The following is a 19,405-nucleotide window of genomic DNA, read 5'->3' on the forward strand; positions in this document are numbered from 1 at the left end:
GGGCACGAAGAAGGGTCCGCCGGCCGGCGAGGACGCCGGCCGAGCAGGACCCTGGGGCGCTATGCGCCGATCTTGTGCTCTCCGCGACGGGCGCGGAGGTAGGCGAGGCGCTCCTCGAGCAGCTCCTCGAGTTCCGCACGGGTGCGGCGCTCCAGCAGCATGTCCCAGTGGGTGCGCGGTGCCTTCTGCTCGCCCCGGTCGACGACGACGGGCTTCGAATCCACCAGCAGCACGGCCTCGTGGCCGCAGTTGCGGCACTCCCAGGTCTCGGGCGCTTCGGCGTCGGCCGAGAACACCATGTCGGTGTCGTGGCCGCAATCCGAGCAGTGGTACGTGAACGTCGATCGCGGTGAGAAGACGACGCCTTCTTCGCTCTGCAGGCTCTGTGAGCCGAGCCTCATCCCGCGCAAGCTTCGATCTGCCATTGTGTGGTCTCCTCTCGCTGTGCTCCGACAAGTGTCGACCGCGGACCTGGGGGTGGTCCGGGGAGGCCTCCGTTTGCCAGAGGATCGTCAGGTGAACCGGCCTTCTCCGGCGTGATCGGAGGGGCCGTCGTCGCGGCCTGAAGCATCGTCCACGGCGGTGCGGGCGAGGTCGGTCCGGTCGGTCACGAGGCCGTCGACGCCGAGGTCGAGGAGGGCGCGCATCCGCCGCGGATCGTTGATCGTCCAGAGGTGGATCTCGGCTCCGGTGATCCGCAGTCGCGCGAGGATCCGGGGCGCGGTGACCCGCAGTCCGGCCGCGCGCTCGGGGACCTGGAGGGCGTCGATGCCGCGGAGCGCCCGCCGGACGAGGGACGGGGACCCGAGGTGCGCGCCGACGAGGGCGGCGACGAAGCGGGGCGCGGAGGCGGAGGTCGCGACCCCCGGGAGCCGTCGCACGGCCGCGCGGCGCCGCGACTCCGAGAAGGAGGTGATCAGCACGCGGTCCCGCGCAGCTGCTGCCCGGACCGCCTCGACCACCGGGACGACGGCGGTCCTCGCCTTGACGTCCATGTTGAAGCGGGCGTGCGGGAGCAGGCGGAGCGCCTCGACGAGGGGGAGCAGCCTCTCCCCGGAGGGCAGGACGAGATCGGCCAGCTCCTCCCAGCGGGTGGTCTCGATCCGATGGCGGACACCGCGCTCGTCCGCGACCTCCTCGTCGTGCACGAGCACCGCGACGCCGTCGAGCGAGGCGCGGACGTCGGTCTCGAGCAGGTCCGCGCCCGCGGCGAGGGCGCGCTCGAAGGACTCCAGCGTGTTCCCCTCACCGCCCGGCGCGAAGCCGCGGTGGGCGATGACGCGCGGCCGCCGTCCCGAGAGGAACGGCGGCCGCGTGGTCGTCATGGCAGAGGAGCCCTAGAAGGACGGGGCCGGGGGAGTCATCCCCGAGCCGTCCTGCTCGCGCTCCGGGCGGGTCGGCGAGTTCTTGCCGAACGCCTGACCCATGCCCTTGAGCGCCTCCGTGAGCTCGCTCGGCACGATCCAGAGCTTGTTGGCGCTGCCCTCGGCGATCTTGGGCAGCATCTGCAGGTACTCGTAGGCGAGCAGCTCGTTGTCCGGGCGGCCCTCGTGGATGGCGGAGAAGACGGTGGTGATCGCCTTCGCCTCACCCTCGGCGCGGAGGACCGCGGCCTTCGCGTCACCCTCGGCCGCGAGGATCGCCGCCTGGCGGTGTCCCTCCGCGTTCAGGATCTGCGACTGCTTCGTGCCCTCGGCGGTGAGGATCACCGCACGGCGGTCGCGCTCGGCGCGCATCTGCTTCTCCATCGAGTCCTGGATGGAGATCGGCGGGTCGATCGCCTTGAGCTCGACGCGTCCGACGCGGATGCCCCACTTGCCGGTGGCCTCGTCGAGGACGATGCGCAGCTGGCCGTTGATGTTGTCGCGGGAGGTCAGCGCCTCCTCCAGGTTCAGCCCGCCGACCACGTTGCGGAGCGTGGTGGTGGTGAGCTGCTCGACGGCGCCGAGGTAGTTGGCGATCTCGTAGGTCGCGGCCCGGGCGTCGGTCACCTGGAAGTAGACGACCGTGTCGATCGAGACGACCAGGTTGTCCTCGGTGATGACGGGCTGCGGCGGGAAGGAGACGACCTGCTCGCGCAGATCGACGGACGGGCGGACCCGGTCGATGAAGGGGATCACCAGGTTGAGGCCCGGGAGGAGGGTGCGGTGGTACTTGCCCAGGCGCTCGACGACCCCGGCCGTGGCCTGCGGGACGATGCGGATGGCCTTGAACAGCACCACCAGGGCGAAGAGCACGATGACCGCGATGATCACCGTGGTCACGACTGCTGCGGTGTTCACGAGGAGCTCCTTTCGGCGGGGACGACGACCGCGGTCGCGCCCTCGATGGCGGTGACGACGACACGTTCGCCGAGACCGAGCGGACGGGATTCGACGAGCGGGGACAGCTTGAGCGTCCACGTCTCGCCGTTGACGAGCTTCACCTGGCCCGGGCCGGGCGCCGCGATGACGACGCTGCCGGCGAGGCCGAGCAGCGCGTCGGCTCCGGTCGGCGTGGGGTCGCCGCCGCGCTTGAGCAGCCGCAGCAGCGGGGGCCTGACCAGGAAGAGCAGCAGCACGGCGAGGACCGCGGCGACCGGGACCTGCACCCAGAACGGGGCGCCGGCGAGGCCGGTCGCGAGGCCGCCGATGCTGCCGACCGCGAGCATCAGGAAGGTGAACTCGAGAGTGATCATCTCGACGATCACGAAGATCAGGATGAGGGCGATCCAGAGGATCCAGGCGTACTGAGTCACTGCGTCCATGCGGTGCTCCTTCCCCTTACGAGCACGGGAGTCAACGGTAGCAAGGGGGGCTGGGAGGGGAGTGGGCGGCGCGGGACCGGCGCCGGCGGCGGCGGCTTGGTAGGCTCCTGCGTCGGGCCGTGGGCCCGTCACCCGTGCCCGATCCGGCTCCTGCGCCGGCGTCCTGGAGGATCTCCTCGTGTCCAACCCCCTCGCTCCCGGCTCGCTCGACGGCAAGCGCGTCCTCGTCACCGGCTCCTCGCGCGGCATCGGCGCCGACACCGTCCGCTACTTCGCCGAGGCCGGCGCGAGCGTCGTCGTCAACTACCGCTCGAAGGCGCCGCGCGCGACGAAGCTCGTCGACCAGATCACCGCCGCGGGCGGCTCCGCCTTCGCCGTGGGCGCCGACCTCACCGACGCGGAGTCGCGGACCGCGCTGTTCGCGGAGATCGAGGAGAAGCTCGGCGGGCTCGACGTGCTCGTGCTGAACGCCTCCGGCGGCATGGAGAGCAACATGGGCGATGACTACGCGATGGTCCTCAACCGCGACTCGCAGGTCGCCACGCTCGAGGCGGCGCTGCCGCTGCTCGGCGAGGGCTCGCGCATCGTCTTCGTCACCAGCCACCAGGCGCACTTCATCCGGACCACGCCGACCATGCCGGAGTACGAGCCGGTCGCGCTGTCCAAGCGCGCGGGCGAGGACGCCCTGCGCGAGCGGATCCCGGCGCTGACCGAGCGCGGTGTCGAGTTCGTGGTCGTCTCCGGCGACATGATCGAGGGCACCATCACCGCGACGCTGCTCGAGCGCTCGAACCCCGGGGCGATCAGCTCGCGTCGCGAATCGGCGGGGAAGCTCTACAACGTCGGCGAGTTCGCGGCCGAGGTCGCCCTCGCGGCGGTCGAGCCGATCCCCGCCGAGAACACCCGCCTCGTTGGCGACACGGCCGACTTCGCCTGACTCCGGCGCCTGAGGGGCGCGTCCGGCGTTGCAGGGCGGAGCCTCATCGGGTTCGGCACCGCCCTGCGGGACCAGGACGTCCTGATGCTGTTCGCAGCGGCGGCCGCGGCGGATTGGTCGGGATCTCCGGGCGGTCAGCGGGTCGCCGTCGTCCTCGGGTCGGTTACGAACCTGATCGCGGGGAGGCCGGCCAGCTCCGGCGACACGCAGGCGAGGACCTCGGCGCAGTGGTCGACGGACCGCCGGCGCAGGAACGACCAGCACTTCAGCGAGGCGGGGCGGCGCTCCAGCGGCAGGTGCTCGGCCTCGACGAGGATCGCGGTGGGCGAGCGGTACAGGATCCGGACCGGGACGTGGACGCTGCGGCCGTCGAGCATCCACTCCGACACGGCCCGCAACCGGCCGCGCTGCTGATCCACGCCGATGGTGAGGACGCTCCGGAAGTCCTCCGAGGCGGCTCCCATGCCGATCTGGAAGTCGCCGTCGGTGCCGTCGAGGAGGAAGGCGACGTCGAGTCCGCTCCTGTGACGGACGGCGAAGGTCGTGAGCGGGCGGGCGCCCTCGGGCGTCGACGCCGGGGCGCCGGTCTCGCGGGAGCGCTGCTGCGCGACGTCCACGTCCATGGGGGCACTCGTTCCGTCGGTGCGCGTCATCCTCGACACGCCCTGCTGCGAGTGTAGAGGCGGGCGCTCAGCCGTGTCCTCCTCCGCACACTCCGGCCGAGGGGACCGCCGCTGCAGACCGCCCCGGTCCCCTGCGGACGGCCGGGCTTCCGGCCGTGCCCGCTCCCGCGATCAGGGCGAGGGGCAGGAGGATCGAGACGCCGGGGCCCCAGCCGGTGAGCTCGAGGGTCCAGTCGCCGAGGGCGGTGCCGAGCGCGAAGGTGACGAGGACGGTGAGCCAGTAGAGCGCCTCGCGAAGCTCTCGCCGACGGTGGTGCAGAGGATCTTGATGATCCAGAACCAGATCGTGACCTCGGGGACCTTGCTGAGCAGCCGGTGCACCGGGAAGCGGGTCGTCGTCGTTGACGTGTCCATGCCCGCGGAGTCCCAGCCGGGACGGGGGCGGCGGCTCGGGATGCGCCCTGCTGCGTTGTGTTCGCTCACAACGACCAGAAGCTCCCGAACGCGATCGGGTCGGCACCGAGCCGAGGAGCCGAGGCTCTGTGGTTTCACAACGGATGCGGGGGAATCCTCCGCCACCACAGGCCGCGCGTTCGTAGCGTGTATTTCCTTCGGCGCGCTCCGCGTCGAGAGACGAGGACGACACTGATGCCGAACCGGGAACCCGCGACAGACGGTGCGATCGCCTATCGGGCGGCGCGGCGCTGGCCGCTGATCTCGGCGGGCCTCGCGGTGCTGCTCACCGGACTCCTGGCCGCGCTGATCTTCTACCGCGAGCACGACAAGCCGTTCGGGTTCGACACCGCGTGGATGAACGAGGTCGTCGAGCACCGGTCCACGTTCTGGCTGGTGCCGTCGCTGGTGATGAACAGCCTCGGCGGCGGGATCGTCGGCACGATCGTGGTCCCGCTCGTCGTGTTCGCGGCGCTGCTGGTCTGGCGGGGTCGGTGGGCGGCGACGTACTTCGCGATCGCCGCGCCGCTGAGTGGGCTGCTGGTGCAGATCCTCAAGAACGCGGTGGGGCGTCCGCGGCCGCTGGAGATCCTCGTGAACGCCGACTTCGGCTCGTTCCCCTCCGGCCACAGCGCGAACGCCGCCACGACCGCGGTGGTCCTCGCGATCGTCTTCCCGCTGTGGTGGGTCCGGATCGCCGGTGCCTTCTACACGGTGGCGATGATGCTCAGCCGCACGTACCTCGGTGCGCACTGGATCTCCGACACCGTCGGCGGGCTGCTCCTGGGCGCCGGCGTAGCGCTGATCGTCTGGGCGCCGCTCGCGGTCCGGCTGCACACCGAGCGCGTGTCGTCACCGCCGCCCCTCTGGCGGCGGGTCGACCAGCGACGCTCACTCGGCTGATGCCCCGTCAGGGCCGAGGCTTCACCAGATCGCCGCGAAGGACTACGAGAAGGACGACGGCTACGACCGACCCGGACGCGACCAGGCCGGCGAGCACGACGATCTGGAAGACGCCCGCCGCCACCGGCGAGAGTCCGCCGAAGACGGCGCCGATGAACGCACCGGGCAGGACGACGAGACCCGTGGTCCTCGTCTGGTCGGTCAGCGGCACGAGCCCGGTCCAGGCCGCCTCCCGCGCCAGGCCGAGCGTGGCCTGCCGCGGCCGCGCGCCGAGAGCCAGCCAGCCCTCGACCTGATCCCAGCGGTCGGCGAGCGTCGCGGCCAGCGCTCGACCGGTGACGGTCGCGACGGTCATCGCGCCGCCGAGGAGGATCCCGCCGACCGCGAGGACGTAGCGGCCGGTGAACGGGACGGCCCCGAGCCCGAAGACGATCCCGGCGCTCACCGCGACCCCGGCCGCCATCGCCGCGGTGACGGCGAGGACCGTGCGCCGGGTGCGGCCGAGGCGACCGGCCGCGGTGAGCACCGCGGCACCGAACATGACGGCCAGGAAGAGCAGGACCCAGTGGAGGTCCGCGATGACTCCCGAGAGGATCACCGCGAGCACCCCGAGCTGAACAGCCCCACGGAGGATCGCCAGCGCCGGCCGCGCGAACGAGACGACTCCGAACGTGCGGAGTGCGGCGATCGAGACCGCCCCGCACACGGCGACGGCGAGGATCACGGCAGCAGCGTCCACGGCGCCGGTCATCCGTCGGCTCCTTCCGGCTCGGCCGATCCGCTGGCAACGGCGCTGACAGCGCGCCGGTCCGGGGGCGGGTGGGCGCTGTACACATCTTCAACGACGACGGCCGAGGGCACAGCGGGCACGCCGCCGCGGTCGTCGAGCATGGCGGGATGACGCACCTCGCCGCCCCGCGCCTCCGGTCCCGTCCCGACCCGCGCCGCCTCCTCGCCGGGCGGTACGGCGCCTCCACGGTGCCCGAGGCGACGGCGCTGTTCTGGATCCTGAAGGTGCTGACCACCGGGATGGGCGAGACGGCGTCGGACTTCCTCGCGACCGCGTTCGACCCCGTGATAGTGGTCGTCGCGACCGGGCTCGCGTTCCTCGCGGCCCTCGGGCTGCAGTTCGCGGTCCGCCGGTACCTCCCCTGGGTGTACTGGCTGGCCGTGCTGATGGTGAGCGTCTTCGGCACGATGGCCGCCGACGTGCTGCACGTCGTCGCCGGCGTCCCCTACCTCGTCTCCACCCTCGGGTTCGCGGTGGCTCTCGCCGCAGTCTTCGCCGTGTGGTGGCGGATGGAGCGGACGCTGTCGATCCACTCGATCACGACGCCGCGCCGGGCCCTGTTCTACTGGCTCGCCGTCTCCGGGACGTTCGCGCTCGGCACCGCAGCAGGCGACCTGACCGCGTCGACCCTCGGGTTCGGCTACCTGCCCTCCGCGGTCCTGTTCGCGCTGATCATCGCGGTGCCGGCCGTCGCGCACCGGTTCGCGGGGATGACTGCGGTCCTCGCGTTCTGGTCCGCCTACGTCGTCACCCGGCCGCTCGGTGCGTCGGTGTGCGACTGGCTCGCGGACCCGGTGAGCCGCAGCGGGCTCGGCCTGGGGACGGGCCCGGTCACGCTCGCCGCTCTGGCGGTGTTCCTGCTGCTGGTCGCCGTGATCGCGGTCGGCCGTCGGCCACGCGCGGCCGCACCGGCGCCGACCGTCTGACGACCGCGGTCAGGCGGCGTCGCGGCGGGCGCGGTTCTTCTGCCGCCAGTAGGTGAGCGCGATCCCGGCGAGGCTGATCACGACGATGCCGACGAGGACGATGTCGATGTACTTCCCCACGAAGTCCGCGACGCCGGGGATCCGCCCGAGGAAGAAGCCGAGCAGGATGACGCCGGTGGACCAGACGGCCGCGCCGAGGGCGTTGAAGCCGACGAAGTGGGCGTAGTGCATCTTCCCGACGCCGGCCGCGACGGGGGCGAAGGTGCGGACGACCGGGACGAAGCGGGCGATGGTGACCGCCCAGCCGCCGAAGCGGTCGAAGAACTTCTGGGTGCGGGCGACGCTCGAGCGGCTGAACAGGCCGCTGTCCTTGCGCTCGAAGATCCGCGGGCCGGTCTCGCGGCCGATGACGAACCCGAGCTGATCGCCCAGGAACGCGGACGCGGCGACCATCAGGATCACCAGCGGCACCGGGAGGGAGATCACGCCGGTCGCGACGAAGACTCCGGTGAAGAAGAGGAGGGTGTCGCCGGGGAGGAAGAACCCGATCAGCAGGCCCGTCTCGACGAAGGCGATCAGGCAGACCAGGGCGATCGCCCAGGGGCCGGCGCCGTCGAGGAGGGATTGGGGGTCGATCATCGGTTCTCCTTGGGAGGGGTGTGGTCGGGATGCGTCGTGGGGAGTCGGATCTCGACACCGAGGCCGTGGGGGGCGAGGTTGCGGATCGTGAACTGTCCGCCGGCGGCCCGGCTGAGCCCGGCGACGATGGCGAGGCCCAGGCCGGCGCCGCCCTCCCGGGAGCGGGCGTCGTCCGGGCGGGTGAAGCGGTCGGTCGCGACGGCGAGGAACGCGTCGGGGACGCCCGGGCCGTCGTCGTCGACGGAGAGGACGATCTCGTCGGCGCGCTCGACGAGGGTCGCGGTGACGCTGCCGCCGTCGGGCGTCGCGGTGACGGCGTTCGCGAGCAGGTTGTCCAGGATGCGGCCGAAGTCGGTCGGGGAGACCGGGTAGCGGGCTGCGGTGATCGAGGCGGGGGCGACGAAGTCGATCGCGAGATCCCGGTCGCGGGCGAGCATCCGGGCGCGGTCGACGCTGTCGGCGACCTCCTCGCGCAGGGCCGCCGAGGAGGCGTCGCCGGCGACGGTGCCGGCGTCGATCCTGGAGAGGATCAGCAGCCCGTCGGTCAGGGACTGGAGGCGGTCGATCGAGCGGCGCGCGTCGACGACGTCGGCGTAGAGCGCCGCCGGATCGTCGCGGACGCGCTCGGCGAGCTCGAGGCGGGTGCGCAGGGCAGCGAGGGGGGTCCGCAGCTCGTGGCTCGCGTCGGCGACGAGCCGCCGCTCCCGGTCCGCCGACTCCCGCAGATCCGCGATCAGCGCGTTCAGGGTCGCGGCGAGGTCGGAGAGCTCGTCGCGGGCGGGCCCGACAGGGAGGAGCTCGGTGGAGCGGCCGTGGCGCAGCCGGTCGGCGATCGCGCGCATCCGGCCGACGGGGCGCAGCGCGAGGCCGACGAGGAGCCAGGAGGTGGCGGCGAACGCGACGAACAGGATCGCCAGGGCGATCAGCAGGGTGGTGCTGACACCGCCTACGACCGCCTCGGCGGTGTCGCGGCTCTCCTCGATCAGCGCCTGCGACGCTCCCGAGCGGACGAGCTCGATCGTGGAGGCGTCGAGGATGTGATCGAGCTGCTCGCGGACGATGACCGCGACGACGCCGAAGAACAGCATCGCGACCAGCAGGCTCGACACCGTGATCCGCACGCGGATCGACAGCGACCGCCAGCTCACGGCTTCACTTCGAGGCGGTAGCCCGCACCGCGCCGGGTGGTGATCTCGACCGACGCCCCGCCGGCAGCGAGCTTGCGGCGGAGGTAGCTGACGTACTGCTCCGCGATGTTGTGGTCGACGAACTCCGCGGAGCCCCAGACCTCGAGCAGGATCTCCCCCCGCGGCACGAAGTCGCCGGCCCGCGCTGCGAGCGCGCGGAGCACCCCGAACTCCTTCGGGCTCAACGGCAGCACGGACCCGTCGACGGAGGCGGTGTGCGTGTAGGGGTCCACCCGGAGATCGCCGAGCACGACCGGGGCGCGGTTCGTCAGGCGCTCGCGGCGGATCATCGCCCGCAGGCGGGCGGAGAGCTCCTCGAAGTGGAACGGCTTCGCGAGGTAGTCGTCGGCGCCGGCATCGAGGCCGAAGACCCGGTCCTGCAGCGCGTCGCGGGCGGTGAGCATGATCACCGGGAGCGTGGCGCCGGTCGCGCGCAGGTGCCGGCAGATCTCGAAGCCGCTCATGCCGGGAAGCATCACGTCCAGGACGGCCGCCGCGTAGTCGGTGCCGCGCGCCGCGTTCAGCGCACCGATGCCGTCGGGGAACAGGTCGACGTCGTAGCCGTCGCCGGTGAGACCTCGCACGAGGAGCTCCCCCATCTCGACGTCGTCCTCCACGACCAGCACCGCGTCACGCATCAGGGCCTCCCACGGTCATGGTCGCACCGGCGACGGGTGGGAGTCGGCCGGATCCGCGGAGATATGGACGTTCTCAGCGCCGGACGCAGGATGTGCAGGAAGCCCCGGGCTCGGGTGGGTGAGGCGGGTGTGCTGCGGCCCAGGTCCTTGCCGGGGTGGATCTACTTGGAAGAGACGCCCGCAAAAATGCTGGTCGAGTAGCCCCGGAGGGGCGTATCGAGACCCGCCCACCGCGGGGACGTCGGTCTCTTCCCCGTCCTGCACTGGCGCCGGAGGCGCCCCCTCCGCTCGATACGCCCGCTTCGCGGGCTACTCGATCAGCATGGGAATGCGCGCGCCGGCCGGTCCTGGTCCGCACGGGTGGTCAGCAGCAGGTGCAGGAGGCGGTGCTCTCGGCGGTGAGGGCGGCGACCGGCTGCGTGCAGGCGTCGCCCCGCCACGCCTCGAGGCCCTCGCGGACGGCGAAGGCGGCGATGGCGAGACCGGCGACCGGGTCGGCCCAGGTCCAGCCGAGGGTGCTGGTGAGCAGCAGGCCGACGAGGACGGCGGCGGAGAGGTAGGAGCAGAGCAGGGTCTGCTTCGAGTCGGCCACGGCGGAGGCGGAGCCGAGCTCCTCGCCGGTGCGCCGCTCGACCAGGGAGAAGGCCGGCATCACGAGCAGGCTGACGGCTGCGAGCACGATGCCGACGGGGGAGTGCTGCGCCTCCGAGAAGCCGAGCAGGGCGTGGACGGAGTCGACCGCGACGAAGGCGGCCAGGCCGAGGAAGGACAGGGCGATCACGCGCAGGGCCGTGCGCTCGCGGGCGTGCGGATCGCGGCCGGAGAACTGCCAGGCCACGGCGGCCGCCGAGAGCACCTCGACGACGGAGTCGAGGCCGAATCCGACGAGCGCGCTGGAGGACGCGACCGTTCCGGCCGCGAGGGCGACGACCGCCTCGACGACGTTGTAGCCGATGGTCGCCGCGACGATCCAGCGGATGCGCCGCTGCAGGACGCGGCGGCGGGCCGGGGCGAGCGGGGCGCGGAGCGGGAGGGCGCTCATGCGCAGTGGCAGTCCGTACCGGAGCAGCAGTCCGGGTCGACCACGAGGACCAGGCGCAGCAGGTCGTCGAGCGCGCCGGCCAGGCGGGTCTCGGCCAGGCGGTACCAGGTGTAGCGGCCGTCCTTGACGGCCTCGACGAGTCCGCAGCCGCGCAGGCAGGCGAGCTGGTTGGACATCACCTGCCGGGACACGCCGAGCGCGTCCGCCAGATCGGAGGGGACGGCCGGCGCCTCGCGCAGTGCGAGCAGGATCCGCGCCCGGGTCTCGTCCGCGAGAGCGGAGCCCAGGCGCGCGAGGGCGGCGGAGTGGGTCACGGTCACGGTCGCGGTGTCGGTCACGCGGCCACAGTACACGCAGTGCTGTATCGATGGCGAGAGCCGAAGTGCGACGGCGCCGCGCGTGCTCAGCCGGAGTCCGGGCCGTCGCCGGGGACGAAGCGGTAGCCCATCCCCGACTCCGTGAGCAGGTGGCGGGGGCGGGCCGGCTCGGGCTCGAGCTTCTTCCTCAGCTGGGCGAGGTAGAGGCGGAGGTAGCCGGTGTCCGTGCTGTGGCTCGGTCCCCAGATCTCGTGCAGCAGGGTCTGCCGGGTGACGAGCCGGCCGGGGTTCCGCACGAGCAGCTCCAGCACGCGCCACTCGGTGGGGGTGAGCCGGACCGCGGTCGGGCCGTCGCCGGTGCGCCGGGTGACGGCCCGCGCGGTGAGGTCGACGACGTGGTCGCCGAGGACGACCAGCGAGCCGGTCTCCTGCGTGCCGAGCCGCCGGGTGAGGGCGCGGAGGCGGGCGAGCAGCTCGTCCATCGCGAAGGGCTTGGTGACGTAGTCGTCGGCGCCGGCGTCGAGGGCGTCGATCGTGTCGGCGGCGCCGGTGCGGCCGGAGACGACGAGGATCGGCGCGGTGCTCCAGCCGCGCAGTCCGCGGATCACGTCGAGGCCGTCGAGCCCGGGCAGGCCGAGGTCGAGCACGACGAGGTCGGGACGCCGCTCGGCGGCGAGCGCGAGGGCGCTGGTGCCGTCCTCGGCCGTGACGACGTGGTAGCCGCGGGCGCCGAGGGTGATCCGGAGGGCGCGCAGCAGCTGCGCGTCGTCGTCGGCGAGGAGGACCCTCATCGGTCTCCCTCCCGGGGCGTCGGTGCGGGCGCGGAAGCGGTCGGCGGCGGCGCGAGCGGGAGGGTGACGACCATGGTCAGCCCGCCGCCGGGGGTGTCCTCGGTGTCGAGCGTGCCGCCCATCCCCTCGGTGAAGCCCTTGGACAGGGCGAGGCCGAGGCCGAGGCCGGTGGTGTTGTCGGTGTCACCGAGGCGCTGGAACGGGACGAAGACGTCGGCCCGGCGCTCGGGGGCGATGCCCGGTCCGTGGTCGGCGACCCGGATCTGGAGCGTGCCGGCGAAGCCGCTGGTCGAGATCCGCACGCGCCGGCCGGCCGGGGAGTGCCGGACGGCGTTGGCGAGCAGGTTCACCACCACGCGCTGGAGCAGGCCCGCGTCGGCGAGCGCCGGCGGCAGGTCGAGGTCGAGGTCGAGGTCGAGCTCCGCCGGTCCGAGGCCGAGCTCGTCGATCGCGGGGAGGACGACGTCCGAAGGGTCGACGGGGGCGAGGGAGACGGCGAGCACCCCGGCCTGCAGCCGGGTGACGTCGAGGAGGTTCGTGACGAGGTCCGCGAGGGTGCCGAGGCTCTCGTCGGCGGTGGCGAGGAGCTCCGCGCGGTCCGCGGCGCTCCAGGCGATGTCGGTGGAGCGCAGTCCGCTGATCGCGGCGGTCGCGGCGGCGAGCGGCCGGCGCAGGTCGTGGCTGACGGCCGAGAGCAGGGCGCTGCGCACCCGGTCGGTCTCGGCGAGGGGGGCGAGGCCGCTGGCCGTCTCGCTGAGGTCCTCGTGCTCGAGGGCGGCGTCGAGCTGGGCGACGACGACGGAGAGCAGGCGCCGCTCGCCCGCGCCGACGGGGCGGCCGTGCAGCTCGAGGACGGCGGTGCGGCCGACGGGGACGGTCTCGTGCTGGCCGCCGGGCTCGCCGTCGGCGCCGACGAGCTCGGAGCCGCGGAGCAGGCGGACGCCGGTCAGCCCGAAGGCCTCGCGGGCGCGCTCGAGGATCGCCTGCAGGGCGTCCTGGCCGCGGATGACGCCGCCGGCGATGGTGGCGAGCAGCTCGGCCTCGGCGCCGGCCCGGCGGGCGGTGCGGGCGCGGCGGGCGGCGCGGTCCACGACGGCGCTGACCAGGATCGCGTTGGCGATGTAGAGCAGGAGGGCGAGGGCGTGCAGCGGCTCGTCGACCGTGACGGTGTAGAGCGGGTCGACGAAGAAGAAGTCGAGGGTGAGCCCGGACAGCACGGCGGCGAACAGTGCCGGCCCGAGGCCGCCGGCGAGGGCGACCAGGACGACGAGGACCTGGTAGGCGAGGACGTCGCTGGTGATCGACTCGTCGCTCCGGAAGGCGGCGAGCAGCCAGGTGAGCAGCGGCCCGCCGACGAGGGCGAGCAGCAGGCCGAGGACGCGCCGCTTCAGCGTCAGCGCTCCGCCGAGCCGGGGCAGCGCGGGCGAGCGGCCCGCCGAGGCGTGGGTGACGATGTGGACGTCGATCGTCCCGGACTCGCGGATGACCGTCGCGCCGATGCCGGGGCCGGTGAGCGCGGCGGCGAGCCGGCTCCTGCGGCTGACGCCGAGGACGAGCTGGGTGGCGTTGACGGACCGGGCGAACTCGACGAGGGCGCGGGGCACGTCCTCGCCGACGATCTGGTGGTAGCTGCCGCCGAGGGTGTCGACGAGGGCGCGCTGCTCGGCGAGCACCTCCGGGCGGGCGGCGCGCAGGCCGTCCTGGCTGGTGACGTGCACGGCGAGCAGCTCGCCGCCGGAGGAGCGGGCGGCGATGCGGGCGCCGCGGCGGAGCAGGGTCTCGCCCTCGGGTCCGCCGGTGAGGGTGACGACGACGCGCTCGCGCGCCTCCCAGGTGCTGTCGATGCCGTGCTCGACGCGGTAGCCGTTCAGCGCCGAGTCGACCTCGTCGGCCAGCCACAGCAGCGCGAGCTCGCGCAGCGCCGTGAGGTTGCCGAGCCGGAAGTAGTTCGACAGGGCGGCGTCGATCCGCTCGGACGGGTAGACGCGGCCGGCCGCGAGCCGGTCGCGGAGGGCCTGCGGGGCGAGGTCGACGACCTCGATCTGGTCGGCGCCGCGCAGGATCGCGTCGGGGATCGTCTCGCGCTGCGGGACTCCGGTGATCTGCTGGACGACGTCGTTGAGCGATTCGATGTGCTGGATGTTGACGGTGGAGACGACGTCGATCCCGGCGTCCAGGAGGGTCCGGACGTCCTGCCAGCGCTTCTCGTGGGCCGAGCCGGGCGCGTTGGTGTGCGCGAGCTCGTCGACGAGGGCGATCCCGGGGCGCCGGGCGAGGACGGCGTCGAGGTCCAGCTCGTCGAGCCGCACGCCGCGGTGCTCGAGGGTGGTCCGCGGGACGACCTCGAGCCCGGTGACCATCGCGGCGGTCGCGGCGCGGCCGTGGGTCTCGACGAAGGCGACGACGACGTCGCGGCCCTCGCTGCGGAGGCGCCGGCCCTCCTCGAGCATCTCGTAGGTCTTGCCGACGCCCGGGGCGGCGCCCAGCAGCACCCGGAGCCGCCCCGTCCTCATCGCCGTCTCAGCTCGCCTGCGCCGCGAGGGCGAGGTTGAGCTCGAGGACGTTCACGGTCTCGTCGCCGAGGAACCCGAGATCGCGTGCCTGGGTGTGCTCGGCGACGAGAGCGCGGACGTCCTCCTCGGTGAGCCCGCGGGCGGCGGCGACGCGGGCCACCTGGATCGCGGCGTAGGCGGGGCTGATCTGCGGGTCCAGACCCGAGGCGGAGGCGGTGAGGGCGTCGGCGGGGACGGCGGCCGGGTCGACGCCGTCGAATGCGGCGATCGCGGCGCGGCGCTCCTGGATCGCGGCGATGAGGTCCTCGTTCTCGGGGCCGAGGTTGGAGCCGCTGGAGGCGCTCGCGTCGTAGCCGTCGCCCGCGGCGGAGGGCCGGGACTGGAACCACTCGGGCAGCGGGTTCCCGTCGGCGTCGGTGAAGGACTGGCCGATGAGGCTCGAGCCGACGGTCTCGCCGTTCTCGGTGAGCAGGGAGCCGTTCGCCTGGCGGGCGAAGGCGACCTGGCCGATTCCGGTGATCGCGAGGGGGTAGAGGACGCCGAGGGCGACGGTGAGCACGAGGAGGGCGCGGAGGGCGACTCCGTACTGCCGGAGCCCGGTGCGGGGGGTGGTCATGGGATGGTCTGCTTCCTGCTGAGGAGTGCTGGGAGTGCTGGGAGTGCTGGGTCCGGCTAGAAGCCGGGGAGGAGGGAGACGACGAGGTCGATCAGCTTGATGCCGACGAACGGCGCGATCACCCCGCCGAGCCCGTAGACGAGGAGGTTGCGGCTGAGGACCTTCGAGGCGCTGAGCGCGCGGTAGGCCACGCCGCGGAGGGCGAGCGGGATGAGGGCGATGATGACGAGCGCGTTGAAGACGATCGCCGAGAGGATCGCCGAGGACGGCGAGTGCAGCTGCATCACGTTCAGCACGGCGAGGCCGGGGAAGACCCCGGTGAACATCGCGGGGATGATCGCGAAGTACTTCGCGATGTCGTTGGCGATCGAGAAGGTGGTGAGCGCTCCGCGGGTGATCAGCAGCTGCTTGCCGATCCGGACGATGTCGATCAGCTTGGTCGGGTCGGAGTCGAGGTCGACCATGTTGCCGGCCTCCTTCGCCGCCGACGTGCCGGTGTTCATCGCGACCCCGACGTCGGCCTGCGCGAGCGCCGGGGCGTCGTTGGTGCCGTCGCCGGTCATCGCGACGAGGTTGCCGCCCTCCTGCTCCCGGCGGATGTACGCGAGCTTCTGCTCGGGGGTGGCCTCGGCGAGGTAGTCGTCGACGCCGGCCTCGGCGGCGATCGCCTTCGCGGTGAGCGGGTTGTCGCCGGTGATCATCACGGTGCGGATGCCCATCGCGCGCAGGTCGGCGAAGCGCTCCTTGAGCCCCTCCTTGACGACGTCCTTGAGGTGGACGACGCCGAGGATCCTGCCGGTGCCGCTCGCGTCCTTCACGGCGACGACCAGCGGGGTGCCGCCGCTCTCCGAGATGCGGTGCACCTGCGCCTCGAGCTCGGCGGCGGCGGCGAGCGGGCCGCCGTCCGCGAGCCAGGCGGTGACGGCCGAGCCGGCGCCCTTGCGGATCATCGCGCCGTCGGGGAGGTCGAGGCCGCTCATCCGGGTCTGCGCGGTGAAGGGCACGATCTCGGCGGAGAGGACCTCGCTCGCGAGCGGCTCCTCGCGGATCCCGCGGGCGGCGGCGAGGTCGACGATCGACTTCCCCTCGGGCGTCGGGTCGCTGAGGGAGGAGGACGCGGCGGCGCGGATCAGCTCGTCCTCGCCGGTCGCGCCGACGGGGACGAACTCGGTGGCGCGGCGGTTGCCGTAGGTGATGGTGCCGGTCTTGTCGAGCAGCAGCGTGGTGACGTCGCCGGCGGCCTCGACCGCGCGGCCGGACATCGCGAGCACGTTGCGCTGCACGAGCCGGTCCATGCCGGCGATGCCGATCGCGGAGAGCAGGGCGCCGATGGTGGTCGGGATGAGGCAGACCAGCAGGGCGACCAGCACCGGGACGCTGACGGGCGCGGCGGCGTAGGAGGCGATCGGATTCAGGGTGAGGGTGACGACGAGGAAGACGATCGAGAGGCTCGCGAGGAGGATGTTCAGCGCGATCTCGTTCGGCGTCTTCTGGCGCGAGGCGCCCTCGACCAGGCCGATCATCCGGTCGACGAAGGTCTCGCCCGGCTTCGAGGTGATCCGCACCACGATCCGGTCGGAGAGCACCCGGGTGCCGCCGGTGACGGCGCTGCGGTCGCCGCCGGACTCGCGGACCACGGGGGCCGACTCGCCGGTGATCGCGGACTCGTCGACCGAGGCGATGCCCCAGACGATGTCGCCGTCGCCGGGGACCAGGTCGCCCGCCTCGACGACGACGTGGTCGCCGAGCTGCAGGTCCGCCGAGGAGACCTCGCGCACCTGGCCGTGGGCCGCGGCGCCGTCGCCGGCGCGGTACTCCAGCAGGCGGCGGGCCATCGTGCTGGTGCGGGTCTGCCGGAGGCTGTCGGCCTGCGCCTTGCCGCGGCCCTCGGCGACCGACTCGGCGAGATTCGCGAAGACGACGGTCGCCCAGAGCCAGAGCGCGATGCCCCAGGTGAAGGAGCCGGGGACCGGGGAGCCGCCGGACTCCTGCGCGCCGCCGAGGAACGGCTCGGCGATCGCGAGGACCGTGGTCAGCGCGGCGCCGACCTCGACCAGGAACATCACCGGGTTCCGCACCATCAGGCGCGGGTCGAGCTTGCGGAGCGCGCCGGGCACGGCGGCGAGGATCTGCTCGGGGCTGAACGCGGAGGCGCCGCGCCGCGGGGTCTTCTCGGGGGAGGGGGAGGCGGCGGGTCGGTCGAGAGTGGCGGTCATGACTGCAGTCCTTCTGCGAGGGGTCCGAGTGCGAGCACGGGGAAGTAGGTGAGGGCGGTCACGATGGCGGTGACGCCCACGAGGAGGCCGACGAACTGCGGCCGGTGGGTGGGGAGCGTGCCCGCGGTGGCCGGTGCGGCGCCCTGCCGGGCCAGCGAGCCGGCGAGGGCGAGCACCATCACGATCGGCAGGAACCGGCCGAGCAGCATCGCGACTCCGAGAGCGGCGTTGAACCACGGCGTGTTCGCGGTCAGCCCGGCGAAGGCCGAGCCGTTGTTGTTGGCCGCGGAGGTGAAGGCGTAGAGCACCTCGGAGAGGCCGTGCAGGCCGGGGTTCCAGATCGACGTGCTCTCGACGTCGGCCCGCACCGCGGGGATCGCGAAGCTGAGCGCGGTGCCGGCGAGCACCAGGGTCGGCGTGATCAGGATGTAGATGCTCGCGAGCTTGATCTCGAGCGGGCCGAGCTTCTTGCCCAGGTACTCCGGCGTCCGGCCGACGAGCAGCCCGCCGATGAAGACCGCGAGGACCGCGAGCACGAGCATCCCGTAGAGGCCGGAGCCGACGCCGCCGGGGGCGACCTCGCCGAGCATCATGTTCAGCATTGGCAGCATCCCGCCGAGGGCGGTGTAGGAGTCGTGCATCGAGTTGACCGCGCCGGTGGAGGTGAGGGTGCTGGTGGCGCCGAAGAGCGTCGAGCCGGTGATCCCGAACCGGGTCTCCTTGCCCTCCATCGCGCCGCCGGCGGCCTGCGGTGCGCCGCCGCTCCCGCCGAGCTCCAGGAGCGTGAGCGGGGTGAGGGAGACGAGGAAGATCGTCGCCATCGCGGCGAGGATCGCGGAGCCCTGCTTCGCGTCGCCGACCATCCGCCCGAAGGTGCGGGGGAGGGAGAACGGGATCGCCAGCATGAGGACCACCTGCAGCAGGCTGGTCCAGGCGGTGGGGTTCTCGAACGGGTGCGCCGAGTTGGCGTTGAAGAAGCCGCCGCCGTTGGTGCCGAGCATCTTGATCGCCTCCTGCGAGGCGACCGGGCCGCCCGGGATGCTCTGCGTGGCGCCGGTGACCGTGCTGACGTCGGTGAAGCCGGTGACGTTCTGGATCACGCCGCCGGCCAGGAGCAGGACCGCGCTCAGCACGGCCAAGGGCAGGAGCAGCCGGAGGAGGCCGCGGGTGAGGTCGACCCAGAAGTTGCCGATCGTGCCGCTGCCGCGCCGGGCGAAGCCGCGGACGAGCGCGATGGCGACGGCGATGCCGACCGCGGCCGAGACGAAGTTCTGCACGGCGAGGCCGATCAGCTGGACGGAGTAGCCCATCGTCACGTCGGGGGAGTACGACTGCCAGTTCGTGTTCGTCACGAACGAGATCGCCGTGTTGAACGAGAGCCCCTCCGGGATCGCCGGGAAGCCGAGCGAGTACGGCAGCACGGCCTGCGCCCGCTGGATCGCGTAGAGCATCAGCACGCTGACGAGCGAGAACGCGAGGACGCCGCGCAGGTAGGCCTGCCAGCTCTGCTCGGCGCGGGCGTCCACGCCGATGAGGCGGTAGAAGCCGCGCTCGACGGCGAGGTCCTTCGGCGAGGAGTACAGGTGCGCCATGTAGTCGCCCAGCGGGCGGTGCAGCAGCACGAGGATCAGGGCGGCGGAGGCCACCTGCAGGATCGCGAGGAAGGCGGCCATCAGAAGCGCTCCGGCTTCACGAGGGCGACGACGAGGTAGCCGATCGCGGCGATCGCGAGGACCGCGGCGAGGGTGTCGAGGACGATCACGCCCGGTCCCCTCCCTTCCGCGCGTCGCGGGGGTCGGCGACGCCGGCCCGGGGGCTCAGCTTCTCGACCCCCTTGGCGAGGACGCCGAGGAGGGTGAAGACGGCGAGGACGCCGATCACGGAGACGAGGTCGAGCACGGGAGGACTCCATCCGGAGGCGGATCGTGACCGCGGATCCGCGGGCACGTGCCAGAGCTGGCACGAGCACTCACTAGACACCTCCGCGGCCCGCCGGTCGGCGGTGCTCACGGTTCCCATACGGGTTGACGGCGGAACCTCACGGGTTCCCTACGACAGCGGCCGAGCG

General features: G+C 72.8%; 21 protein-coding genes. 3 read left to right on the forward strand and 18 right to left on the reverse strand.

All coding sequences use genetic code 11. The features are described from left to right. Window positions 1–59: 59 nt before the first annotated feature. The 4 genes from MT353_RS09960 to MT353_RS09975 form a co-directional block, all read right to left on the reverse strand. Window positions 60–425: an RNA polymerase-binding protein RbpA gene (locus tag MT353_RS09960; protein WP_123446336.1), complete on the reverse strand. Its 366-nt coding sequence runs from the start codon at window positions 423–425 to the stop codon at window positions 60–62. 87 nt (window positions 426–512) lie between these two features. Then, window positions 513–1,325 (reverse strand): glycerophosphodiester phosphodiesterase family protein, encoded by an 813-nt coding sequence (locus tag MT353_RS09965; protein WP_243624298.1) that lies wholly within the window; start codon window positions 1,323–1,325, stop codon window positions 513–515. A 12-nt stretch (window positions 1,326–1,337) separates the two neighbouring features. Then, complete coding sequence (locus tag MT353_RS09970) at window positions 1,338–2,255, reverse strand: SPFH domain-containing protein (RefSeq protein ID WP_372487865.1); 918 nt, start codon at window positions 2,253–2,255, stop codon at window positions 1,338–1,340. Window positions 2,256–2,278: 23 nt separating this feature from the next. Beyond that, window positions 2,279–2,746 carry an NfeD family protein gene (locus MT353_RS09975; RefSeq protein ID WP_243624299.1) on the reverse strand — a complete coding sequence of 156 codons (468 nt, stop codon included), beginning with the start codon at window positions 2,744–2,746 and terminating at the stop codon, window positions 2,279–2,281. A gap of 178 nt (window positions 2,747–2,924) precedes the next feature. Here MT353_RS09975 and MT353_RS09980 point away from each other — a divergent pair, with 178 nt between their 5' ends. Beyond that, complete coding sequence (locus MT353_RS09980; RefSeq protein WP_243624300.1) at window positions 2,925–3,683, forward strand: SDR family oxidoreductase; 759 nt, start codon at window positions 2,925–2,927, stop codon at window positions 3,681–3,683. A 134-nt stretch (window positions 3,684–3,817) separates the two neighbouring features. Here the strand turns inward: MT353_RS09980 and MT353_RS09985 are convergent, their stop codons facing one another. After that, window positions 3,818–4,306, reverse strand: coding sequence for a hypothetical protein (locus MT353_RS09985; protein ID WP_243624301.1), 489 nt, complete (start codon window positions 4,304–4,306; stop codon window positions 3,818–3,820). A 648-nt stretch (window positions 4,307–4,954) separates the two neighbouring features. Here MT353_RS09985 and MT353_RS09990 point away from each other — a divergent pair. Further along, complete coding sequence (locus MT353_RS09990; protein WP_243600023.1) at window positions 4,955–5,662, forward strand: phosphatase PAP2 family protein; 708 nt, start codon at window positions 4,955–4,957, stop codon at window positions 5,660–5,662. 7 nt (window positions 5,663–5,669) lie between these two features. Here the strand turns inward: MT353_RS09990 and MT353_RS09995 are convergent, their stop codons facing one another. Continuing rightward, a complete protein-coding gene (locus tag MT353_RS09995) occupies window positions 5,670–6,413 on the reverse strand; it encodes an ABC transporter permease (protein ID WP_243600024.1) in 744 nt (247 codons plus the stop codon). 146 nt (window positions 6,414–6,559) lie between these two features. Between MT353_RS09995 and MT353_RS10000 the strand changes: the two genes are divergently transcribed. Further along, window positions 6,560–7,378, forward strand: coding sequence for a hypothetical protein (locus MT353_RS10000; protein WP_243616269.1), 819 nt, complete (start codon window positions 6,560–6,562; stop codon window positions 7,376–7,378). A 9-nt stretch (window positions 7,379–7,387) separates the two neighbouring features. Here MT353_RS10000 and MT353_RS10005 read toward each other — a convergent pair whose 3' ends face one another. From MT353_RS10005 to MT353_RS10060, 12 genes are all read right to left on the reverse strand, one after another. Continuing rightward, a complete protein-coding gene (locus MT353_RS10005; RefSeq protein WP_243600025.1) occupies window positions 7,388–8,017 on the reverse strand; it encodes a DedA family protein in 630 nt (209 codons plus the stop codon). Further along, the gene (locus MT353_RS10010) at window positions 8,014–9,165 is read right to left on the reverse strand and encodes a HAMP domain-containing sensor histidine kinase (RefSeq protein ID WP_243616270.1); all 1,152 of its coding nucleotides are present in this window, start codon (window positions 9,163–9,165) and stop codon (window positions 8,014–8,016) included. The genes MT353_RS10005 and MT353_RS10010 overlap by 4 nt, the downstream gene beginning before the upstream one ends. Then, complete coding sequence (locus MT353_RS10015; RefSeq protein ID WP_243616271.1) at window positions 9,162–9,842, reverse strand: response regulator transcription factor; 681 nt, start codon at window positions 9,840–9,842, stop codon at window positions 9,162–9,164. Before MT353_RS10015 ends, MT353_RS10010 begins: the two co-directional genes overlap by 4 nt. A gap of 364 nt (window positions 9,843–10,206) precedes the next feature. After that, window positions 10,207–10,884, reverse strand: a complete 678-nt coding sequence (locus MT353_RS10020; RefSeq protein WP_243616272.1) for a cation diffusion facilitator family transporter — start codon at window positions 10,882–10,884, stop codon at window positions 10,207–10,209. Beyond that, a complete protein-coding gene (locus MT353_RS10025) occupies window positions 10,881–11,222 on the reverse strand; it encodes a helix-turn-helix transcriptional regulator (protein ID WP_243616273.1) in 342 nt (113 codons plus the stop codon). Before MT353_RS10025 ends, MT353_RS10020 begins: the two co-directional genes overlap by 4 nt. A 65-nt stretch (window positions 11,223–11,287) precedes the next feature. Beyond that, entirely contained in the window at window positions 11,288–11,992 is a 705-nt protein-coding gene (locus tag MT353_RS10030) for a response regulator (protein ID WP_243624302.1), read from the reverse strand. Next, entirely contained in the window at window positions 11,989–14,505 is a 2,517-nt protein-coding gene (locus tag MT353_RS10035; protein WP_243624303.1) for an ATP-binding protein, read from the reverse strand. The genes MT353_RS10030 and MT353_RS10035 overlap by 4 nt, the downstream gene beginning before the upstream one ends. A 7-nt stretch (window positions 14,506–14,512) precedes the next feature. Next, window positions 14,513–15,121: a potassium-transporting ATPase subunit KdpC gene (kdpC, locus tag MT353_RS10040; protein ID WP_243616275.1), complete on the reverse strand. Its 609-nt coding sequence runs from the start codon at window positions 15,119–15,121 to the stop codon at window positions 14,513–14,515. A 56-nt stretch (window positions 15,122–15,177) separates the two neighbouring features. Continuing rightward, window positions 15,178–17,337, reverse strand: coding sequence for a potassium-transporting ATPase subunit KdpB (gene kdpB, locus MT353_RS10045; protein WP_243624304.1), 2,160 nt, complete (start codon window positions 17,335–17,337; stop codon window positions 15,178–15,180). Then, a complete protein-coding gene (kdpA, locus tag MT353_RS10050; RefSeq protein ID WP_243624305.1) occupies window positions 17,334–19,010 on the reverse strand; it encodes a potassium-transporting ATPase subunit KdpA in 1,677 nt (558 codons plus the stop codon). The genes kdpB and kdpA overlap by 4 nt, the downstream gene beginning before the upstream one ends. Continuing rightward, window positions 19,010–19,099 carry a potassium-transporting ATPase subunit F gene (locus MT353_RS10055; protein WP_123446358.1) on the reverse strand — a complete coding sequence of 30 codons (90 nt, stop codon included), beginning with the start codon at window positions 19,097–19,099 and terminating at the stop codon, window positions 19,010–19,012. The genes kdpA and MT353_RS10055 overlap by 1 nt, the downstream gene beginning before the upstream one ends. Continuing rightward, window positions 19,096–19,236, reverse strand: a complete 141-nt coding sequence (locus MT353_RS10060) for a hypothetical protein (RefSeq protein WP_159422630.1) — start codon at window positions 19,234–19,236, stop codon at window positions 19,096–19,098. The genes MT353_RS10055 and MT353_RS10060 overlap by 4 nt, the downstream gene beginning before the upstream one ends. Window positions 19,237–19,405 lie beyond the last annotated feature (169 nt).

Source organism: Rathayibacter sp. VKM Ac-2927 (assembly GCF_022815525.1).
GTDB classification, from domain to species: Bacteria; Actinomycetota; Actinomycetes; order Actinomycetales; family Microbacteriaceae; genus Rathayibacter; species Rathayibacter festucae.